Origin of the sequence: Pseudomonas sp. PDM32 (assembly GCF_019219225.1) — a bacterium.
In the GTDB taxonomy this organism is placed as follows: Bacteria; Pseudomonadota; Gammaproteobacteria; order Pseudomonadales; family Pseudomonadaceae; genus Aquipseudomonas; species Aquipseudomonas laurylsulfatiphila.
In genome coordinates, this window is record NZ_JAHUWE010000014.1 from 118,244 (window position 1) to 137,490 (window position 19,247).

Sequence of the window (19,247 nt, forward strand, 5' to 3'; positions counted from 1 at the left end):
CGAAGCTGCCGGGAGTGACTGAAAAACAGGAAGGGAAAACCGGATTCACTGGCAGGACGTGTCGGAGGGCAGGCGAGGGCTGAGGAGCAAATGGCGTAGTACGTTTCGTACTCAGGCCAAATCAATCTAAAACACCTCCCTGCGACTGGAAATCCAAAGAGTGTAGCGATTGGGTTCGGCAGAACCCGGGAGTCGTCATCATGAAGTACCTCCATTCACTCCTGTTACCACTCACCGCCGTCGGCGTGCTGATGTTTCCATCGATATCACCCGCCGCCAGCCTTGATCCAGTCGACAGCACTGGCGTGCAGGTGCAGCGCCAGGAGCAAAACGGCATCGCCTACCTGTCCGGCGGTATCGGCGAGGATGAGTCCAGGGCCATCCAGCAGACTACCGGCTATAACCTGCACATGACGTTCTCTGTCGGGACGGGAAATGAATACATTCCTGACGTGAGCGTGGTCATCCAGAAAGCCCCGGGGCAAACCGTGCTGACACTCAATGACGCCGGTCCGTTGGTTTACGTGAAGCTGCCTGCCGGTAAATACACGGTCATTGCGACGCGCAAGGGCGAAACCCGACAGGACGTTGCCGATGTTGGCAATGGTGCGGCCCGTAACCTGGTTTTTCACTGGAATGATGCGAGTTAGCGAGAGGCTCTAAGCCCTGAGTCCTGCGACTCAGGGTTTTTCGTTATTAACGCCCGCGTACGCTTGGAGGAGAGCAACGCGCAAAGGGTTGGTTTCTACACTCAGCAGCTTGATGGCCAAGGCGCAGCAGACCACGATCAACATGGGTTTGATCAGCCGTGGTCCGACCCGAACAGCGGCCCGTGCACCCAATTGAGCGCCGATGAAGGCCGCCAAAGCCATGGCTATGGCTACCGGCCAGATAATCACACCTTTGGTGATAAAGACCGACAGAGAGCCGAGATTGCAAGAGGCGTTGGCAAGCTTGGTAAAACTCATGGCCCGCATCATGCCCAGGCCGCAGAGCAGTACAAATCCGACAATGAAGAAAGAGCCCACGCCGGGGCCAAATATACCGTCGTAAAAGCCCAGGATCGGCGCCACGGTAAAGGAAAAGAGCAGAACACCAATTCTCTTGCGTCGATCTTCGTTGGCCAGCTTTGGAGAAAACGCAAAATAGATGGCTACCAGAATCAGCATGATAGGCACGCAAACTTCCAGGTAGTGTTTATCAATAGAGCTGACCAGCAAGGCACCACTGGCGCCACCAATAAATCCGCAAATAACCAGGAAACGGCCTTCGCGCCACTCGATCATTCCTTTGCGAGCGAAGGTCACCGTTGCCGAAACAGTGGCCGAAGCGGCCTGGAACTTGTTCGTTGCAATTGCACTGATCGGATCTACACCTGCCAGAAACAATGCAGGCAGGGTGATCAAACCGCCCCCACCGGCAATCGCATCAAAAAAGCCAGCGCAAAAAGCGACGAGCGCCAACATGCCAATTACATCCAAGGACATTGCATTCTCTCGTTATGGTTATTGGCCGGTCATCACATGACGGGTCGTTCAACAGCCTGATCACATAAGGAATCAGCCCTGCAGCACTAACGGGTCATCTGAACGACGATGGGGGTAGAAAATTTTGAAAGTCCGAAAATACGAACCAAGACTCGTCTGTTGTCTCTGATGACATCGCGACAGTGCAGAGCCCGGATGTTATTGATGACCATGGCCGATTCCTGGGTCAGCGTGCATTCGACCGGAGTTGCTTCATCCACCCCCTGGCAAAGGGCGGTGTAAGCCGTTTTCACAAAGGTCGAGGCGTTGTCATTGACCGAAAAACGATATGAGTTAAAGCGGGCTGCGAACCCTGCCTTATCGTCGAACTCCAGAATCGAAACGTTGCGGCCATCCTCCCCTTTGCCACTGACAAAGGAGTCACTACGAGTGAACTGGAAGTTGCCCGTGGTCAGTGCGAGGCAGTTGGTGATGCCGATTTTTTCGAGTATGGGGGGTAGTGGAATGACTCGCGTAGGTTCCAGGCTTGGGTTCCACAAGGCGGAAAGTATGAGCGACGATGGAGAGGGCGAGTGCTCGTCTTTTGCGTTCACGGCGCACCAGTAAGGCGCCTCTGTATGTGGGCCAAGCGCGAGGCCGGAATGGGAGCTCAGTTCTTTGATTTCCGGCTCGGCATTGATTTTTATGAGCCCGCCACCTTTGAAGTTGGCCACCAGTCGAACCAGTTTTCCTTCATTGTCCATGTCATAGGCAAAGGCACTGTTATCCACCAGTTTCAACAGGATCTGATTACGGGCGGCCAGGCAAAGTACGTCGTAACGAGTTTCCAGGGATGCCAGATCTGGCAGTTCATTTGGAGGGCTGGCATCGGTGATTTTTTGCAGCCCTTCAAAAATCAAAACCGAAACAAGGCCATCGGAATAGGCACTCAGCAGTTCACATTGGTTTTTCGAAAACGAGAACTTTAATTCGGTGGCTGCCAGAGACGCTTTGGACTTGGCTCCTGGTGCTTGCGGCCCGCCGATGGCGGCCAGTTCTTTGGCGAATTTGTGAAGCAGTGTTGACTGCTGAGTATCAAAGCTGAAAGTTCTGATTTCTTGTTCAGTAAAAAACTCAGCGGTTTCGACGTCTGGTTTGATGGCGTCAGTCATTGTCTACATCTCTGTTGTGTATCTGCTTCCGGTTATGCGGCAGTTCCTCTTTCGATTTTGCGCAAACCGAAGATTGGCGTATGTCATCCGTTTCCGTTAAAGCATACGGAGCGTTCTTACAGACCAAGGACTGCCAGGAAGGGCTGGCCTCCAATGCCTGAAGCTTTTCGGGGCTCGGCTCCGGCAACCGTTGCGGATGCTGGCAGGTGTGGTGATAGGGGGGGAATTGTCGCTTTGAAGGTGACCGGGCCAGTGCCTGATCAAATCGCAGGCATAAAAAAACCCTGAATCTTGCGATTCAGGGTTTTCGGTATTTTGGTGCCCAGAGACGGAATCGAACCGCCGACACGGGGATTTTCAAAACCTGTGAAAGTCCTTACCCATTAGCAAAACGGCTGGTTTTCCTGGGCCTATCTCAAAAGCGGCGCGGTAAACCCCGGCCAGAAACGGGCCAGATGGCCTGAAAAGCTTCCGGACGAACCGGAGGAGCACCGGAGCGGGGTAGGCGGATTGCCGCTGTTTTTCGACGCACCGCGCGTACCGCGTGACATTTGCAAGCAAAAAATGCTATTTCAGTTTTTAGGGCGCGTCTGGTGAGAGTAAGGATGACCGCCCGCCGTGTTTTCCTAGGGCCTTATCGCGGCTTGATTGGCTAGGCACTGACCAAAGTAATGTTGAAAAAGCGACCCAGTGCGGCCTGTTGTGTCTGGCAGAAATCGGCCGATGCTGTTGAGAAAGTCGGTTTGCCCAAACTTCGTGTATTCATCCGTGATGATTTCCCGTAGATCCATGCCAGGGTGCAATGTACATTTATATCTTTATCTTCGCGATTGCAGCTGAAATGCAATGGCACAGAACGCATGAGGAGTCATATGAACTTTGAGGATTACTACAAGGGACTTGGATTCTCTAGATATCCATTTGGTGTATTTACATCAGAAGGGGAAAAAAAAGATCTAACTGCTCTTTTTCTGAGGCCAGATAATTACTCCATAATAGTCGAGGGGCTCAGAAGCACATCGGCCATAGTGACTGGTGAACGAGGCACCGGAAAGACGGCGCTCAGTTTGAGTCTACAGAGCGAGCTTGCAGCTGATGACCAACTCATGGTCCGTGTCGAGGAATTTACTAGACTCAAAGTAAATTTTGACGAAGATGATCTGTATCGTTTCTTAACTGAGGAAGTTGCGGCAGCGTTTTTTCTTAAAGTAACTGAGAGTCCAAGCATTTTATGGCGCTATACAAAGGAGGAGCGGATCGATCTTTCTATGTATCTACACGTCTATGTCAGCGCCTCAAGCAGGGAGCTACTTCGAGAGAAGATAAATAAGATTCAAAATGGAGTAATTAAGCGCTGGTCGGTTAATGCGTATAACTATGGGCGAGTGGTTCTTAATTATGGGCTAAAAGCCGCAACAAAGGCCATCGGCGACGCAATCTCAAAGCATTTCTCCTCTCTGCCGGAGTTCGACTCTGGTGACGCCGAGTATTTCAAGAAAATTGAAGAGCACATAGACGACACCTTCGCCCAAAACAAGCTGCAATATTATTATTTGATGCGACTTTGTAAGCTAGTCAAGAAACATGCATTCAAAAAAATATATATAGTAGTAGACAAGGTAGACGAGGATTCTCGATTCGAAAATGATGCAGACAATGTGTCTGAGTTTATTGTGGGTATCGCGTCTAACAATAAAGTCCTGACCAATGAAGAGTTTCACGTAGTGCTCTTCATGTGGAGCACGCCTTTCAACTATATTCGTAGTAGCGTGCGCACTCAAAAGCTTACCTTCCAGCAGCTTGAGTGGAGTCGCCCACAGCTTGAGCGCGTAATAATTCGTAGGATGCAGGCCTACTCGGATGGGGCTGTCTCTCAGATCTCGGATCTTTTTGATAGCTGCTCCACAAATAATATCGAGCTACTTTTTAGAATGTGCAACAGCAATCCGAGAGACCTATGGCACATAGTTGACAAGTGCTTTAAAGAGCAGTTCATCCTTGATCCGAGTCGTCGGATAAGTGACCTGGCGATTGAGCAGGGAGTAAATCGCTATGTGACGGAGTTTAATTACTATGAATATTACCCGCGAAAGTCAAGCGCTCGCGCTAATTCTATGGATGTTTACTCATACATAAAACACTTGGTTAAACTTGATAGCGCTCAATTCACAAAAGACCGACTCAATGACAAGGCCGGCACAGGCAGCTCTACTAACAACTACGTAGTGGCAATGGAAAACATGGGGCTAATTCGGAAAACAGCACAAAAGGCTCAGGGGGGAGCTGTGATTTACGAAATTCGTGACCCTAAGGTCTGTTACGCCATGGAAAACGGGATCGCTATTGGCTTATAGGTTATGCCACACGGAATCATAATTGGCTTAATCAATCGTTGCAGCCGCTCTCGCCTTTTGTGAATCAGGCGGCTGAACGGGAGCGCTAGTGAATGACAGCTTGGGTCGACTGCGGCCTGTCGCGACCGGCAGAAGTCGACCCTCAGTGGACGGCCGACACTGGCAGATATCGGCCAAAAGCTGACATTTATACAACCTATGATTAACCGAATTGCTCGAGCATTCATTCTCGCCAACGCCTTCGACTGCTATTCTTGGGGCTCACGAGCCGAACCGCAGTTAAACCGTCACTTGTTAATAATTAGGTACTCATAGTAATAAAGTGCTTTAATAAGATGATGTAAATAATGCATTTCGCGAAACTGAATTAGTATCATTCGCATGAAATTTAAAAAATTTATCTCTACCTTATTTTCTTGGCGCAGCCCCTCTTTGCTAGGGTAGCAAGTGATCATCTGCGTTGAATCATCATACTCAAAGGTATAGTGAGCAATTGAGTTTCTAATATCTGTATCCAATAGCCCTTCATCAAGCTTGTACCAACAGTCATCCAGGTATTTCAGTTTTTCGGAGAGAACCTTATTTGCAAACTTGTCGAGACTGGAAAGTGCTGGACCATCTTTGCTTGGCAAGAAAGAATTATGGTCGCCACGGTGAATTAGATTGTTTACTCCCGCCACCAAAGCTAATTGCCTCCCAACTATCTCCGATAGGTCTTTATACATATCTTTGCAGCTATCAAATCCTAGTTTTGAGATTTTTGCAGAGCTTTTCTTGCTCTCCTGACCTGTGCAGAAATCAAGGAATATGGCAGGTCGCAAATAAAGCTCAAGCTCAAAAATACGCCCATAAAGGCTTAGGCAGTCGCGTTGGAGACCATTAAGGAATCCTGTATCTTTTATATAGTTATAAAATTCATCAAGCTTCTCACGGCGAGTTTGTGCAAGGTGAATTATTATTTCAGGGTAGCGACTGGTGACTTCGCGGACAGTTTCCTCCTCAAGAAAAGCCAGTGAAACCCTTGAAAGTACGGTATAAAGTAGGGCGTTAATATCCTGAGGCGCTAAAGAGTTAGTATGTTCTCCCTCCAGAAACTCTATCGCCTTTTTCCTGAAAAGTTCCTTGTTGCTTCGAGGGTACAGCTTAAGTAGCTGCTTAACTTCGTTAAATCTTTCGCCGAAATGATTCAAAAAATCGAGTCTGATTCGAAATATTTCTACAGCTGGGATTCCATTGATATGGATTTTGTCTTTGTCGACCATTCCGCATGCTACCAAATATGGGGTTTTACCCATCACGTAGGTTTGGCTCCAGATTGGAAAATCCAAATGCAGATCAATGAAAAAGCGCTTTTTTTGTTCGAGAGAATCTCTTTCGAACGGTATTTCTTTGGCATTACGCAAGGCGCTACCAACCATATCTTTAACATCTATCTCAATAGCTACGCCACATCCTTCACATAGAAAAGATAGGGGTTGAAATTTTCTATTGGACATGCCTATGCGGCAATGAGTCTCAGCCCCACAGGTATCACAAACGATCATTGTATTTATATTCATTGGGGGTTGCTTATCCTTAAGATTATTTAGAGCAGAAGAGAGAATTATCGAAACCCTTGGAAAACACTTAGGAGTACGGCCTGATTTAGAGATTTATTTTGAGATGAAGTGGTAGTTTTCACAAAAAAGCTGTTGAATCTCTGCAGTTGAATAAAATAAGCCGAACGTATCAGGCACAAAGTTAAGTAAATACGCTTTTGTTGGTTATTTTACTGGCCATATTCTGCCTCTCTGCCCGTAATTGTTGGTTTTTACCACATCCTTGGATCGCCCCTCAATTGTATGGCGCATCCGTCTCACTGGTTTTGGCTTGAATCGGACAGGGTTTGCCCTTCTGCTTTTGGCCGACGGCTACCCGTAGCGACCGGCAGAGAGCGGCCAAATCGGTCAGTCGTGAAAGGCAACTACCACCCCATGACGGCCGTGGTGGTGTCTACGAAAGCTAGGCGCAATTTAATAGCCTCATTCTTCATCGAAGTAGTCGCTATCCAGTTTCGGCAACTTGAGCAGCCGCGACGTTACTCCGACTTCGTGATCCATCATCAGGTTAACAAGCCGGTTTCCATCAACCAGCACCATACCCTCCACTGAACGGGCAAAGTCGATACCTTGTGCAGTGAAGCCTGAGGTGGTCATAAACACGCCGCGCTTGGCTTTTTGTCCGGCAAGAGCGCCATAGAAGGCTTGCAACTCAGGGCGGCCAACCGTGCCTTTCCAGCGTTTGGCTTGGACGTAAACTTTTTCCAGTCCAAGCTTGTCGAGAGAGATCACCCCATCGATTCCGCCATCTCCGCTCCCGCCCACGCGTTGCAAGTCATTGCGACTCGCGCCGTATCCAAGGCTATGCAAGACATCCAGCACTATGACTTCGAAGCGATTAGGGCTGACTTGCAGAAGGCTGTCCAGTAGGTCGGCGGCAGTGGCTTCGCGCAGCTCACGCAAAGCCTGCTCGAGCCGGTCGTCTGGGCTGACAGTGGCAGAACTCGCTAACTGAGCAACTTGCTCTTGTCCGTCGAGTGGGAAGGCGTCAGTCGGGCTCTTGAGCTTTACGTCCATAAAGCCAATCGCGAGCTGTTCTACCTTGCTCGTACTCAAGGGATAGGGGTGCTGTGAAGTGTAGGTAATCCCCGCGTCAGTTAGCTTCCAATAACCCCGCTTAGCGCTAGTGGAGAGGCCAGCGCGCTTGAGGCGATCGTGGGCCCAACCCGCACGGTTTTTGTAGGTGGCCTGGCCGCTCGCAATCAACTCTTGACGTTGTGTTTCCGACAGATTTAGCGCCCCAGCAGCGGCTTCATGAACGTCACGAGCGATCGCACCTTCGGGTGTAGCTGCCAGGTAGCGAAGTATCGGTTCAATGAACTGGTCGTAGGTAGGAACGGACATTGCAACTCCGGGCGCAAGGTTGATGGCGTGGGCGAATGTTAAGTTGTGCATCGTTTTGGGTCTAGGCTGTGTGAAAGCGCGCGGGCCATTTCCGCAGTTGTTCGATGGACCGCGCGTACCGCGTGACATTTGAGCAAGCAAGAAAAGCCACCAATACATCAAAATCGTTCGTGTCGCGTAACAATCGAGTGGTTGCGAACAGATGTTTCTTTAGTCGTATCTAACTATTGCGGATTTCCACTCTAGTCCTGGGTGTTTCGTGTCAAGTATCGAAGCCAGCGCTGAAAATGTGGTGATATCATGGCGTCTACCGGTTGCTAGATATGCTGTTAGCTTATGGCAATTATTGCGGATCAAGTGATAGCCGAAGTCTGTCCCGACTGCATCCCTTGCACGTTTTGCAATTTCAGGACTGGCAATGATTTTACCATTCGCGCAAGCCACGTATAGCGTCACTCCGGTTCTATGTAATGATGAATTAATGAACTCTTTTATTGAAACTTTTTTTATCGACCCGTCTCCATTTCGTTCAATAATTCGATTTCTTCCGATATAAATTCCAGTGTGATCAAGTCCGCCGGCAAGGTCGCAGGCCACAATACACCCTGGACGTAGAGTGCATTGAGAGCCAAAGATTTCCTCGACAATTGTGTTGATAGAGCTTCGTCTCGTTCTTCTTTTCGCTGCGTCAATTTTGTCTTGGTCTGGTCTTCTAACAATGGGGGATGTTATGCTAGCGTCCATTAATATTTTGAGTAGGCTCATTTTATGCTGAGTCTCCTATTAGCGTACCTAAGTGAACTGTTCATAGGTTCTATTCCAGTTTGTAGTACAGAGCCTGGAGCTTGGTTGTAAATTCTGGCAGCAGCTTTTTGAGAACGCCGTAAGGGTTCTCGTCAAAAAAATAAATGATGACCTCGCTTTCTTTCACACCCTTGTTCGATAGTTTGCCGGGTTTCAGGTCGTATTGGGTACTGATACCGGACGCTAACTCACGCAAAGCCTGTAGGCGTCGCTTTTTATGGGCAGCAATTTCAGGGCGATCCATGGGAATGGCAGCATACTGGTTGATTCGTAGATAGGTTCTACCGTCGCGGGAATCCACTCGCCAAAATAACGTCTCGTTTTTCCCCTGGTAGTACTCCGTACGCCTGCAAAAATCTAACTGCGTCCAAGGTGACCCGTTGATGTTGGAGCCCCTCTTGAATTTCAACGAGGGGTCGCTATTCCTGAGCTGGTCGTAGAGCTCACCGATGAGGTGCCGTTGACCTATGGCACTTTTAAAAGCTGTTGGGCAGGAGATGGCCAAGCGCTTGAAGATCTTTTCTTCCTTGGAAATCCAAGCGTTTTTCAGGTACTCACAATACTGGTAAATAATTGGGTGGTGTGGTGCTAGAAAGCTGACAGCCTGATGGAAATCATGGGCGGATATCAGCTGATAGCCCTGTAGATTCTGCCGTTCCCATGTATCGACGTAGCCAAGCTTAAAATAAATGTATTTGTCGCTCGGAAAGCGCTCCCGGTACCGATTGAGTTGATCAGAGTGAAAGGTCGATGAAGTTTTGTTCTCGAAGAGAATGCGGCGGGGCGTTTCGTTGACTTCAAAGTTCAAGAGCAAATCGACATTGCCAGATTGGAGCACCGGATCAATTTTTACGGGCGTTTCGCCTTCTGCAATGAGTCCCAGAGCGTGGAATACTCGAGAGCGATAATTCGCGATGTCTGAGTTGATCTCTAATTCTTTAAAAAACCAAGCTAGAAAAGCATCTGTACTGAGTTCCTTGGTGGCGTACATGAACAAATTATTCAAACTTTCTTCCTTGAGTGGGACGGTTTTAGGGTAGGAGTGTAAGCGATCATCATCGCTGCACCGGTATAGTTTGAAAAGCGTTACTCAATGAGTTTTCAAGGTGTCTAGAAAATCCTGGGCGATTCAGTTTCCTTCATCGAAGGTGGTCATCAAGGTGACTCGAACCCGCCCAGTGACTGACTGGGTGCTGTCAGGCAAGCGGGAGGTAACGTGTTGCTAGCGCTGTGTCTTAGTAAAAAGCATAGGTTTTCCCTTTAACCCCAGGGAAGAAGGATGACCGTTCGTCGGGTTTTTCGTCAGGCTTCGCCAAGGGCTGGAACGAAATTTGCTCAAGTAATTCTGGCAAGGATGTCCTTGGGAAAACAGTTTTTAGGTAGGTTTCACGCACTCGTAATTACCTCTTAATCAGTGTGTCTCTGCATTTTTTGAAATTTAATTTGGTTCACAAGTTGACCTTCTTGAGGTAAGTTTTTGTCAGTCGCTTGAGTATAGACGGTCAGCTTCAAACTAATATTCGAAAGTTTTTATAATAGCTTCTCTATTAATATTCTATGGGCTAGTCCCACTTCTATTAGGTCAAAATTTATGAATCAATTTTTTTCACGTATTCGCGAGGCGTATTGTCATGTCTGTTATAAAGTTGCCGAAACAAGTCGAAGTCCGGGATCAGGCGTATAAGTGCCTGATTGTCGTTAAGTATCCCAAGTCGGGTAATTCTACGTATTACGTTCGTGCTCAAGCTTATGGCCGCCGCCGGATAAAGTTAGGCACATCCAAAGAGCTGACTTTGCAAGATGCCCGCATAAAAGCAATCGAGATGATGAGCTCTGGTTGTCAGGCCATCGTAACCGTCGACAAGGCTTTTGAGGCGTACGAGAAAACCGGCAATTACAGCGGTAAGCGTTCGATGTCGCGAGAACGCAAGCGTTACGACTCGGTGGTTGCACCCATCCTAGATGGGAAAGACATCAAGGGCATCAAGCTATCCCATATACAGGAGGTGATGGATTCGTTGCGTCCAACACTTAGTGATGCAACCAAAAATCGTTATTTATCGATGCTTCGCTCTTTTTTTAGATTCTCGGTGGATATTGGTTATTGCGACAAAGATCCGACTCGTAAACTAAAGCTCAAGCGTGAACTACCTGCTAAGCTCTATGAGGTAAATGCTGACCTCATTAATCGGCTTAACTATGCTGTCAAATGGCTTGAGCCTCGTTATCCCCTTACATCGTGTCTGGTGGAATTTCTGCTTCTTACTGGCATGAGGTTAGGTGAGGCATTGAGTCTAAAGTGGACTGACTTTGATCAGACTCTTTGCCGCGTTACTTTAAGAATCACCAAGACGGGTCGCATGCGGCATGTGCCGATCAGCGAGAAGTGCTTTGACGTACTTGAATGTCTAGCATTGGCTACGGGGGATTTCCCAGATGATGGCTGGGTTTTTCCATCGTCATACAACAATTGCCATATGACGCGCCCAGTGCGCCCATGGAAAGAAGCCTGCAAAGCAGCCGGGTTGCCGAAGTCGTTTCGCTTCCATGATCTTCGCCATGTTTTTGCATCAGCTTGCGTTAAGACTGGAATTCCGCTTTACACCGTTCAGGGCTTACTCGGCCATTCCTCTATCCGCATGACCGAAAAATATTCGAGTCTGGCATCCTCGGACTTACTGAAGGCAAGCCAGTCGGTTTCGTGCTTCCTGGGTTCAGATCAGGAGGTCTCGGCATGAAGCGGTTTTTCTCGACCAATGAACTAGGTGCTGAGATCGTTGACGCTGCGCTTTTCGCAGGTGGCAAAGCACTAGACGGTGATCCTAAACAATTAACGGGTGTTATGTCCGTTGAATTTGGTGAGGCCACGGTTATCTTCTCTATTCCAAAGATTCACCGTGATTATTCGATTTTAATAAAAACTCTAGAAAAGCATTTCTTAATATTCAGTACCAGTAAGGAAATATTTTTCCCGTTCGTCAAGTCAAATTTTGAAGGCGAAGAGGTTCTGCGATTTTTTCAAGAAGCGCTCGCTCGCATAAAAATAGGTATGTGCGTTGGTAACATTCAGGAGCCAACAGAGCATGGTTCTTGGATCGTTCCTGTCAACGATTTAGAACCTAAGTCGGACCCGTTTGATTTCCTTCGCGTAATTGAAGCCATAAATGTCGGCTTGCTTGAGTCGATGTATGGTGGTCGAGACTATCCGGGGTTTGAACTATCGCTTGATACCGTGCGGTTTCGAAAAAAGGATGTAGTCAAGGACATTGCTCCTAGCATCTGGGTCGATCAGGTGTTGCGTGATTCAGAAACTGGGCTCGTCTTTACACGGATTAAAATTCTTAGTCGTTCGGGTAAGAAGTATAGAGTCGTGTCTAAAGCGATTCCAAATAGTGATGTTCAAGACGTAAAAGTGTTAACTGAGTGGGTGCTGTCGGTTACTCCCAGCGTAGTTGATAGGAAATCTTTGGGGCAGTTTATTCCTCATTTGCTCCGCGATGCCTTCAATGAGTTTGAGGCCCGCATCTGGGTTCGCTCTGAGGGCTGGCAGCGCGATGACAAATCGAATATCGAAGTATGTGCAGTCGGTGATAAATTGTTTTGCGCTCCTAATGTCGCGTCAGATAAGTTCTTTGTAGACATAGTTTATCCTCGACTTTCGCAGCTAGGGACACTTGATAGTTGGAACGATATGGTGCTCGCTCCTGCAAGTAAAAACCCCATTCTTACGGGCGCTTTGCAGCTTGGGTTAGCGGCATCTATGGTTGATTTTCTACCTGGGATTTCATCATGCATTTTTAATTTCTTTGGTGGTGCAGGTCGCGGTAAAACATTACTACTTTCAACGGTTGCCAGTCTGTATGGCAACACTGCCGCGCCAGGCCAAAGTACTGTGGGCCGTGTCGGGAAATCCATGATTGAGACGTTCGGTTCGACGCAGCGAGCGCTTCAAGCCAAGGGCCAGCAGCTTTCTCTCGGCCCTTTATTGGTGGATGAGATCGGTAGTAACCGCTATGGAGATCTGGACACGTTCGTGTACGAAATGGGGAACGGGAGCAATCGTACCCGACTCAACAGCTCGGGGGACGTTCAGGAGTCAGTGCCAAAAACATTGTTTGGCATGACCTCTGGTGAGAAACCCATTATTTCTTTGATTACTCGTAATGCTCCCCAAGGGGTTTTAGATAGGGGGGTGGATATCAATATTGGTGGTGGGCATGTCAGTTTTGAGGGGCAAGACGATGAGGACTTTGCCTTTGTTCCAGACGCGATTAAGAGTGCAGTCTCTGTAGGCATTCAAAAGCAATACGGCACAGTTGCACCAGCATTCATAAAAGCGCTGCTAGATGAAATGACTAACCAAGCTTGGGACGGTGAGCTTAAAGCATTGGTCTCAGATATTCTTGAAATTTTACCAAGCTATGTCGCTCGTGATGGGGCTAAGCGAGTTGTCGTTCGATTTGCACTGTCTGCGTTAGCGGGTAAGGTCGCGCTGAGAAATAATGTGTTTAGTGGTAAGCATGTAAATGAAGAGACTCTTATGCACGGCGTTTTAGTCTGCACATGGCTTTGGTATACAACTCGGTGGAATCACCTACAGGTGTTGGAGGGGTTTCTGTTATCCAAGTCGCATATAGCTATCGGCTCTCCAAAATCAAGGCTTGATATATACCGCCATAAGGACGAGTCTGATGGTATGCCGACCCTTATGGTTTCCAAGTATTGTTTGGAAGAGATATTTCCAGGGAGCGGTCGAGTGGAGATTATCAGCTCGCGCCTGAAGGAGGACGGGCTTCTTGTGCGTTCTGACTCCGGTCGTAATACGGTGGGCAAAGACCCCTATTATCATTTGCGTACAAATTGGCTGGTGGATCATGGTGTCTATTGGTCGGAAGATGATGAGTGCTTTTTTAAGAGCGACGGTTAATTCAGTTAAGAAAATTGCTAGTTAATGCGCATGCTGAGTGATTTAAGAAAAAGTCCAGCGTTTAGCTGGGCTTCTAATCTGCTTTCTATTTTGATCGGCTGAGTCTAGTGGCGACATTGTAGAGTGCCTGAACTTTCCATTTTTGTTAGCTTCGTTTTTCTGATTGTCATTCAGATACTTGTCGAGTTTGTCTTACTGTTGTTTTGTGGATGCGGTCCCGAAATTGCGGCGAAAAAGTATGGTTTACAAGGGCGGGCTATACCGCACGCACCGCGTGACTTTTGAATCAAAAAAGAAAAAAGCTCAGCCAATCGCTGAGCCTTTCCAATACCGTCTATGACGTCATGTTTCTGATGGCTTTAGCGCTGGCATCGCAATGTACCGGTGCTTTCCATCTTGTTTGCTTCAGCTTTCTCAGTTTGCACCAGGTACTTGTCGAGCTCCGCTTCTGAGGCGCGTTGCCCATTCATGCTTGCTTCCAGCAATGCGGTGGTTTTTGAGTGCTTCAGGGTAGCGGCGATATCTCGATAGCTGTAAGGCTGCATCGATCGGCCTTGGTCGTTGCTGACATAGCTGGTACCGCCTTTCTTTTCGCACGTTTTGGCGAAGTACTGCATACCTGAAAGTGACATCAGGCTACTGGCGTGGGACTGAACGCTGATCGATAGCAGTGATGTGGTAACGGCGGCAGCAAGAACGATTTTTTGCATGGTGAACTCCTGAGGAACTGTTGAATGTCATGGTGTTGAAAGGATGCCAAGGCTGCCCGACAGGTGATGACGGGCATTGGCTAGGTGGTTGCCGTCACGAGATCACTGACGCGATTAGAGGCGTGCCGGAGGTTTTCGGAGGCCAGATGGGCATAGCGCTGAGTGGTTTTGTTACTGGCGTGACCCAGCAGGTGCTGGACTTCATACAGGCTGGCCCCGTTGTTGATGGCCAATGAGGCGAAGGTGTGGCGTAAGTCGTGAATGCGTAGTTGAGCCAGTCCGGCGACTTTTAACGCGCGTTGAAAGCATTTGCGGGCGTTGTTAAGTGGCTTTCCGGGTTTAGCGCCGGGGAAGAGATAATGGCCACTACCTTTGCCCGGTAATTCGTTGATGACGGCCAATGCCGGTTCGCTGAGCATCACAAAGCGTTGCCGACCGCTCTTGGTGATCGGGAGGTTCCAAAGCAACCGTTCTTGGTCAATGTCCTCCCATCGGGCTTGTAACGCTTCTTCGCGCCGTACACCGGTGAGCAACATCAGCTTGATGGCTTTTGCCGCGATCTGGTTTTGCTCGGTGCTGAGTACGGCCCACAACCGCTTCGCCTCATCGATGCTGAGGAAGCGCTGGGATTGGTTGTTCTCGGTGTGCATGCGGATACCCGTCGCCGGGTTGGTGTCGAGGTAACCCCATAAGATGGCGAGGTTGAAACTCCGTTTGAGAAGGGCGAGATGCCGGTTTGCCGTTGCTGGGGATCTACGGCTGATGAGTTCGTCGTGGTAGCGTTGGATCTCCTGTCGGCTGATGGAGGTCAGTGGGCGAGCACCAAACATCTCGAAGAGGTGTGTTTTGAACTTTGAGTCATCGCTGTTTGCACTGCGCTTGCTAGCATAGGCGTGGGGCAGGTAGTGGTCATCGATGAAACGGCGAAAGGTCATCCCTGATTCAATGATCGTTTCTTGTGGATCAATGCCGTTTGAAAGCTGAGCCCGGTGTTTGAGGGCCAGTAAGCGCGCATCGCCAATTTCCAGCTCACCATAATTTCCCAGCTTCATGCTTCGCTGTCGCCCGGCATGTCGGTAACGCAGATAGAAGAACTTGCGGCCTTGTTTGTTGATCAGCAGTTTCAGGCCTGAAACCTCGGTATCTGAATATTCACTCTCCCTGGCTTTGGCATCTGTTGGTTGCGGTGGTAGTGCGTCGATCAAACGCTTGGAAAAGCGGATGAGCTTGCTCATAGGGCACCTTTTTCGACACGAGTTTGGACTATCCCTGAGTCAGCCCAGAAAGCTGAGCCAGGGAAATCATCAGTGGTCGGTAGGGTTGGGTGAATGGGATGGTTAACTTGGCGCGGTTGATTGCGTCCGCCGCTCCGGTTCATTTCCGGTGCTTTCGGTGGTGCTGCCGGTCAATGCGAACTCCATTGCGCGAGTCGCGTGCTCATCTCTGATTGAAGATTGAGTCCTTTCGGAATCAGTACTTCCACCGAGAGCAGGTCAGACAGGAGGATGACGGCGGTATAGAAGTGACCGTGGTCCTCGACAATTTCAAATGAGGCTGCCGGATCATAGGGGCTGTGTAGGAAGCTTCTAACGCCAAGGAATAGCCCTTTGTCGTAGGGATCATCGCCTTCGCCCCAGACGGCAAACCAGCCGAGTTCATCGGGTTGCCACTGTGTGCCGTAACCTTGTAGAACCCGGAACTGGTTCTCCACCCATTGGCGCATATCAGTGTCCTGGATTTGGGCAGTAGCTTCACTCTGACGAATCAGCAGCATGCTCTGTCTCCTGTTTTTTCCCTTGCTCCGTGTTTAGCTCAGAGGAAGAATTGCGCTCCTGCGCTGCTGAGATGATCGGCTTACCATCGAGCCGAACGCGGATGGGTTTACCTTTCAATCCAAGTACTGCTTTTTTCCAGTTGGAAACGTCTCCGACTACTCGCAATTTAGATTCATGTTTCCCATCCCTGCACAGTAGCTTTTCAGCCAGCAGTGCAGCGGCAAGGAATGGAGCATTATTGCTGGAGCGCCCCACAAACACTGGGAGCAGTACCTTGCTCGGGAATGCATCTGCGCGCTGGCCAAGATTTTCCAGTATTTCAAGGATGGTATCGGAGTTGATCCACTCACGGCTGAAGTAGCCCTGGCTACCGCTGTCGATCAGTGCGATGAATACCTGTTTCTTGTCAGCTGAAAGGGCTAGTTGATAGGTGATCTTTCCCTCGGAGCCCGAGCTCAGTTTCGAGGCTTGCCCTTCCTTCACCGCCAGTAGATCCATAAAGCTGGGCTGGATAGTTTTGGTTCTGCTCATATTATTTCCGTAGTGTGTTGGCACAAAGGGTGTAGAGGTCAACGCTTTCTGTCAGGCAGAGTTGCGCCGTAATCGCACTAACAAACATCGTTCGATTGAACTCTAATCGCTTAGATTTGAGGGTGTTAACGGTGGTTAAGCTGTCGCGCATGCATAACTTAAGCTTTCGGCTTAACCTTGTTTAACCGCCTATTTTTCGCGACATAACGTGCAGAATAGGTCGTAGACGCTAATTGCGACCTGGACTCTTGGATCAGGGATTTTTCGGGCGGTGTCGACTGTGTTGGAAATCCAAGGGTTTTTGCATGTGCACATAGGTATCTCCTGAATATTCACCCTACGAAGTGTTGGGGTCATATAAATATATCTACGTATTTTTGACGCAAATACGGTTATGCCCAGGATTTCCACGGTCGAGCAGGTGTTAGGCGTTTCCCCTTGGATATACAAGGGGAAACCTGAGAGGTCGGTTTTTTTGAACAAAACTATAGAGAGCTTACAAAAAAGCTGATTTTTGAAAAAGGATCTTTGAAGTGAAAAAGACAATGCTTTATGAGTTGGTGAACGCAAAGGTTCGTGATGCGTTCGACCTTGCTACTGTGGAGGACATAATTCGGGAATCGATTGCTTTTATGTACCCCGAGGCCACTAATGTTAGCGTGTTCGCAAGTTTTTACTGTTTTGCTTCTCCGGAATTTTCGGACAAAGAAAAGAATCGACGCGCCCGAAGTTTGGGGCGAATGTTAGCTAGAAAGTTGCCAGAACTAACCCGGTTGGCTATTCGTACCTATGAATCACAAAAGCACGCAAAAATTAACCAATTGTTCAAGGTGGTTAAAGGAAAGAAACGCTTGGAGGACTGTCTAGGGCTACTTGTGTGTTCAAATTAACTATTTGGCTAAGGAAGGTAAGCGTCTGCCAAATGCACCTTCCTGATTCCAGCATTAAGGGCGATGGTGTCCAAACTTTTGGGACAAATCAAATTGAGTGGACACCATACTCAAGCGAGAAGGCTATACAGGGCCAATGCCGTTCCTATGATTGCGAGCGTAGATCATTCTGTCTTTGCCAGGCCAAGAAATCATTTAAAGGACGGCACAATGCTCCCTCTGAGTAGGCGTCCTCTATGTCTAAAGCTTCAAGCCAAGGCCGAAGACGCTTGGCGAACTCTTTTTGGTCGGCTGAAGAGAACGACCAGTCAGCGACTGTATTTTCCCTTTGGAGCATTTTTACTCTAGGTTTATCTAGTCTAGGGATGCGCCTCCATGCATTTTGTACTTTAATTGCACCACTACTTCCGTAGTAGACAACGATGATCGTCCTGTCGATAGGCAAGCTGTTTTCTTGCCCATCAGGCCAGTCTTCAAAACAATCGAACGCCTGGCGACGCTGTTGCTCCGTGAGCTTAAATGTCTCTTGGACCTCAGACAAAGCCGCATCGGCCACTTCTGTTAAGTTTTCCCAGTACACGGCAAGGTAAATGTGCCGATCTTTCAGTGCTTCGATTGGGGCATTGATAAAGCGGATATCACCTTTATGTGCCGGCCGCTCGTTGCGACGGGCTTGCCAGTCCTTTTCTGCAGCGCACAAGGCGTTTTCATCGATTTCAAATGCCTTATTCCAAACCTCTTTATACCAGGCGTCAATGCTTTGGATCTGTGTGACCTCATCTGTAAAAATGCCAGCCTCAAGCCAATGGTGTGATTCGCTACCCTCGAGCCCAAGACCATTACTTGAAAAATTGGCCGATCCTACAACCGCACCACTGTTTCCGCGTATGACCTTGGCATGCAGATTTTCCAGGCTACGTAGTTCGACGTTTTCAAGCCGCTGCAAGCGGCGAATTACGAATGGATTCGTGCCTCCGCTAGCAAGGTTACAAATAATGCGAAGGTCATTACCCTGCCAATGGTCAAACAAGGCTTCCGACCCCTCCCCCCAAAACGCTACAGCTATCGCTAACTGCTGGCTGTTCTCCACTAACTGACGGATTTGGTCCAGATACTGTCCATTGGATAGAAACATGACGTCCTCACTGTTGATTGCTAAAAACTATAAATTAAATGACGCTAGATTGGAGTGTGCAGGGGCTTCCGTGCCTTCGTGAGCCATGATTTGAGCAGATGTGGAGCTTTGAGGCCAGGTTGTGTAATCGCACTGACTTGGCCACCCGTTTGAATCGGATTTGACCAGCACGCTTCGTAACCTTGACCGGCAGTGAGCGGTCGATTCTGTTGAAAAAGTCGGTCTGCTAAAACTGCCTGATCATTGACTGGTGAAAGCGTCTTTTTTTGCACGCGGCTACGTGAAATCCGAGTCCGGAAGCCTCTGCCAAAAGTAAAGATTTCAATCTCGGACGCGTGCTTTTCTGGTGCGTAATCCATGATCGAATTTTTCAACAGAATCGGCCAGAAGCAGTCATTCAATACGCCTACAAAAGTTGATTCGATCCAGTTGCTGAGCAACTGGGAAAAATATTTTCAAAAAGTGAAAGGTTAGAAGAGCGTGGAGGCTGTTGCTGGGTGCCAAGCAGAAACGCAAGGTTTCCCCATTATGAATTTGCGCG

Annotated in this window: 15 protein-coding genes, 1 tRNA gene and 1 pseudogene; 5 read left to right on the forward strand and 12 right to left on the reverse strand. The window is 48.6% G+C overall.

Annotated elements, in window-relative coordinates; genetic code table 11:
* The first annotated feature begins 200 nt into the window (after window positions 1-200).
* Window positions 201-650, forward strand: a complete 450-nt coding sequence (locus KW846_RS24665) for a carboxypeptidase regulatory-like domain-containing protein (protein ID WP_218485854.1) — start codon at window positions 201-203, stop codon at window positions 648-650.
* 30 nt (window positions 651-680) lie between these two features.
* On the opposite strand, the gene KW846_RS24670 is transcribed toward KW846_RS24665, so the two are convergent.
* The 3 genes and pseudogenes from KW846_RS24670 to KW846_RS24680 form a co-directional block, all read right to left on the reverse strand.
* Entirely contained in the window at window positions 681-1,487 is an 807-nt protein-coding gene (locus KW846_RS24670; RefSeq protein WP_007972773.1) for a TSUP family transporter, read from the reverse strand.
* A 72-nt stretch (window positions 1,488-1,559) separates the two neighbouring features.
* Window positions 1,560-2,638: pseudogene (locus KW846_RS24675) on the reverse strand (hypothetical protein).
* Window positions 2,639-2,954: 316 nt separating this feature from the next.
* A tRNA-Ser gene (locus KW846_RS24680) sits at window positions 2,955-3,048 on the reverse strand.
* Between the two features lie 462 nt (window positions 3,049-3,510).
* Between KW846_RS24680 and KW846_RS24685 the strand changes: the two genes are divergently transcribed.
* On the forward strand, window positions 3,511-4,992 hold the full coding sequence (locus tag KW846_RS24685) for an ATP-binding protein (protein ID WP_218485855.1): 1,482 nt from the start codon (window positions 3,511-3,513) through the stop codon (window positions 4,990-4,992).
* A gap of 287 nt (window positions 4,993-5,279) precedes the next feature.
* Here the strand turns inward: KW846_RS24685 and KW846_RS24690 are convergent, their stop codons facing one another.
* The 4 genes from KW846_RS24690 to KW846_RS24705 form a co-directional block, all read right to left on the reverse strand.
* Window positions 5,280-6,551 (reverse strand): hypothetical protein, encoded by a 1,272-nt coding sequence (locus KW846_RS24690; RefSeq protein ID WP_218485856.1) that lies wholly within the window; start codon window positions 6,549-6,551, stop codon window positions 5,280-5,282.
* Between the two features lie 462 nt (window positions 6,552-7,013).
* Window positions 7,014-7,934: a restriction endonuclease gene (locus KW846_RS24695; RefSeq protein WP_218485857.1), complete on the reverse strand. Its 921-nt coding sequence runs from the start codon at window positions 7,932-7,934 to the stop codon at window positions 7,014-7,016.
* Between the two features lie 210 nt (window positions 7,935-8,144).
* Complete coding sequence (locus tag KW846_RS24700; protein WP_218485858.1) at window positions 8,145-8,699, reverse strand: lecithin retinol acyltransferase family protein; 555 nt, start codon at window positions 8,697-8,699, stop codon at window positions 8,145-8,147.
* 49 nt (window positions 8,700-8,748) lie between these two features.
* Complete coding sequence (locus KW846_RS24705) at window positions 8,749-9,744, reverse strand: hypothetical protein (protein WP_218485859.1); 996 nt, start codon at window positions 9,742-9,744, stop codon at window positions 8,749-8,751.
* A gap of 625 nt (window positions 9,745-10,369) precedes the next feature.
* Here KW846_RS24705 and KW846_RS24710 point away from each other — a divergent pair.
* Together KW846_RS24710 and KW846_RS24715 are read left to right on the forward strand one after the other, a co-directional pair.
* On the forward strand, window positions 10,370-11,476 hold the full coding sequence (locus KW846_RS24710) for a tyrosine-type recombinase/integrase (protein WP_218485860.1): 1,107 nt from the start codon (window positions 10,370-10,372) through the stop codon (window positions 11,474-11,476).
* A complete protein-coding gene (locus KW846_RS24715; RefSeq protein ID WP_218485861.1) occupies window positions 11,473-13,665 on the forward strand; it encodes a DUF927 domain-containing protein in 2,193 nt (730 codons plus the stop codon). The genes KW846_RS24710 and KW846_RS24715 overlap by 4 nt, the downstream gene beginning before the upstream one ends.
* A gap of 359 nt (window positions 13,666-14,024) precedes the next feature.
* Here the strand turns inward: KW846_RS24715 and KW846_RS24720 are convergent, their stop codons facing one another.
* The 4 genes from KW846_RS24720 to KW846_RS24735 all read right to left on the reverse strand — a co-directional run bounded on the left by KW846_RS24720 (window position 14,025) and on the right by KW846_RS24735 (window position 16,681).
* The gene (locus KW846_RS24720) at window positions 14,025-14,375 is read right to left on the reverse strand and encodes a hypothetical protein (protein ID WP_218485862.1); all 351 of its coding nucleotides are present in this window, start codon (window positions 14,373-14,375) and stop codon (window positions 14,025-14,027) included.
* A gap of 80 nt (window positions 14,376-14,455) precedes the next feature.
* Window positions 14,456-15,610: a site-specific integrase gene (locus KW846_RS24725; RefSeq protein WP_218485863.1), complete on the reverse strand. Its 1,155-nt coding sequence runs from the start codon at window positions 15,608-15,610 to the stop codon at window positions 14,456-14,458.
* A 170-nt stretch (window positions 15,611-15,780) separates the two neighbouring features.
* Complete coding sequence (locus KW846_RS24730; RefSeq protein ID WP_218485864.1) at window positions 15,781-16,149, reverse strand: hypothetical protein; 369 nt, start codon at window positions 16,147-16,149, stop codon at window positions 15,781-15,783.
* Window positions 16,127-16,681 carry a hypothetical protein gene (locus tag KW846_RS24735; protein WP_218485865.1) on the reverse strand — a complete coding sequence of 185 codons (555 nt, stop codon included), beginning with the start codon at window positions 16,679-16,681 and terminating at the stop codon, window positions 16,127-16,129. The genes KW846_RS24730 and KW846_RS24735 overlap by 23 nt, the downstream gene beginning before the upstream one ends.
* 533 nt (window positions 16,682-17,214) lie before the next feature.
* On the opposite strand from KW846_RS24735, the gene KW846_RS24740 reads away from it, so the two are divergent.
* Window positions 17,215-17,571 carry a hypothetical protein gene (locus KW846_RS24740; RefSeq protein WP_218485866.1) on the forward strand — a complete coding sequence of 119 codons (357 nt, stop codon included), beginning with the start codon at window positions 17,215-17,217 and terminating at the stop codon, window positions 17,569-17,571.
* Window positions 17,572-17,716: 145 nt separating this feature from the next.
* Here the strand turns inward: KW846_RS24740 and KW846_RS24745 are convergent, their stop codons facing one another.
* On the reverse strand, window positions 17,717-18,706 hold the full coding sequence (locus tag KW846_RS24745; RefSeq protein WP_218485867.1) for a phospholipase D family protein: 990 nt from the start codon (window positions 18,704-18,706) through the stop codon (window positions 17,717-17,719).
* Window positions 18,707-19,247 lie beyond the last annotated feature (541 nt).